This window comes from Pseudonocardia kongjuensis (assembly GCF_039526905.1).
Taxonomy (GTDB): Bacteria; Actinomycetota; Actinomycetes; order Mycobacteriales; family Pseudonocardiaceae; genus Pseudonocardia; species Pseudonocardia kongjuensis.
On sequence record NZ_BAAAJK010000028.1, the window covers coordinates 29857 to 31652 of the forward strand.

The 1796-nt window shown below is 74.7% G+C and carries 3 protein-coding genes; all 3 read right to left on the reverse strand.

Annotated elements, in window-relative coordinates:
* On the reverse strand, positions 1–238 hold a 238-nt coding region (locus tag ABD160_RS22460; RefSeq protein ID WP_344025653.1), incomplete at its 3' end, for a polysaccharide biosynthesis protein.
* 24 nt (positions 239–262) lie between these two features.
* Positions 263–1183: an alpha/beta fold hydrolase gene (locus ABD160_RS22465; protein WP_344025655.1), complete on the reverse strand. Its 921-nt coding sequence runs from the start codon at positions 1181–1183 to the stop codon at positions 263–265.
* Positions 1153–1716, reverse strand: a complete 564-nt coding sequence (locus ABD160_RS22470) for a GtrA family protein (RefSeq protein WP_344025657.1) — start codon at positions 1714–1716, stop codon at positions 1153–1155. The genes ABD160_RS22465 and ABD160_RS22470 overlap by 31 nt, the downstream gene beginning before the upstream one ends.
* Positions 1717–1796 lie beyond the last annotated feature (80 nt).

Consider the following 1796-nt stretch of genomic DNA (forward strand, 5'->3'; position numbering starts at 1 on the left):
CGTTCGAGGTGCCGACGACGTTGGTGAGCCACGCCTCGTGCGGGTACTGCTCCAGCATCGGGAGGTGCTTGAGCGCGGCGGCGTGGAACACGACGTCGGGGCGGCGCAGCCCGGCCCGGCGCGGTGCGGCGCAGCCCGGCCCGGCGCGGTGCGGCGCGGTGCGGCGCGGTGCGGTGCGGTGCGGCGCGGTGCGGTGCGGTGCGGCGCGGGGCGGTCGGGGCTCGGCGTGTCGGGTCACGGTCCGGTGCGGTGCGGTGCGGTGTCAGACGCCCGCGGGATCGGCGAGGAGGAAACCGCGGATCGCGGCGAGTGTGTCGGCCGGCTGCTCGTCCACCAGGAAGTGCCCGGCCCGGGCGACCGCCCGGCCGGTGACCAGCGCGGGATCGGCCGCCTCCCGCTTCCAGACCTCCAGCGGGCTCTCGGCGTTCGCCCCGACCACACCCGACTCGCCCCAGAGCACCAGGGTCGGCGCGGAGATCCGGTTCCCGGCCGCGGCGTCGGCGGCGTCGTGCTCCAGGTCGATCGACGCACCGGCCCGGTAGTCCTCCATCATCGCGTGCCGTGCGGCGGGATCGGCGAACGCGCGCTCGTAGGACGCCAGCGCCTCCGCCGGGTGCGCGTCGAGCCCGGAGCCCCAGCCGCCCAGGATCCGGTGCAGGTAGCCGATCGGGTCCCCGGCGATCAGTCGCTCCGGCAGGTCGGCCGGCTGGATGAAGAAGAACCAGTGGTAGTAGGCGGTGGCCAGGGCGCGGTCGACGTGCGAGTAGACGTAGGCCGTCGGCAGGATGTCCAGCAACGCCGCCCGCTCGACCCGGCCGGGATGGTCGAGCAGCATCCGGTGGGTGACCCGGGCGCCGCGGTCGTGCCCGAGCACGTTGAAGGTGTCGAACCCGAGCCGCTCCATCACCTCGACCTGGTCGCCGGCCATCGCCCGAAACGAGTAGCCCGCGTGGTCCGGCCCCGACCCGGGCCGGTCGGACGCGCCGTACCCGCGCAGGTCGGTCGCGATCACCGTGTGGTCGCGGGCCAGATCGGCCGCGGCCGGACCCCACATCGCGTGCGTCTGCGGGAAGCCGTGCAGCAGCAGCACCGGCGGACCCTGCCCGCCCCGCACGCCGTGCACCGAGACCTGCTCCCCCGGCGCACCGACGGTCAGGTCGAAGGCGGTGAGATCGTCGAGCACCGTGGCTCACCTCCGGGGAACCTCGGGTCGTCCCCGCGCGCCGGGCGGAGATCGAACACCCAGAATCGGAGCACGGCGAACCGGAGGAGTCCACCCCCGAGGCTCGCCAGCACGAGCACGGCGGCCTCCTCCGCAGGCGTCGGGGCCGCCGTCAGGGCGTGCAGCGCGAGCAGCACGACGGAGCTGTAGCAGGCGTAGAACGCGACGGTGCCGACGTCCTGCACCCACTCCCGGAGCCGGAAGGCGCGCGGCCCGCCGAACGCGAACCGGCGGCTGAGCTCGGTGCTCAGCGCGGTCGTCAGGATCAGCGCGATCACGTTCGCCGGGACGGCGGCCAGCCAGGGCCGGAACAGCAGGAACAGCACCGCGTTCAACGCGGTGGCCAACCCGCCGACGGCGGCGTAGCGGCCGAGCTGGCGGAGCAACGGGCGACCGGACACGAACCGGAACACCGGGCCGAGCAGCGCACGCACGCCTGCGCTCGCGCGCGCCGACGCACCGTCGCCCGCACCGGACATGGCTGCAGCGTCCACCGCCCGACACCCCCTCCACCCGATCTTCGCAGGAGTACCCACCGGATGCTCCCGGAACCCACCGTTCGCGTCACACCCCT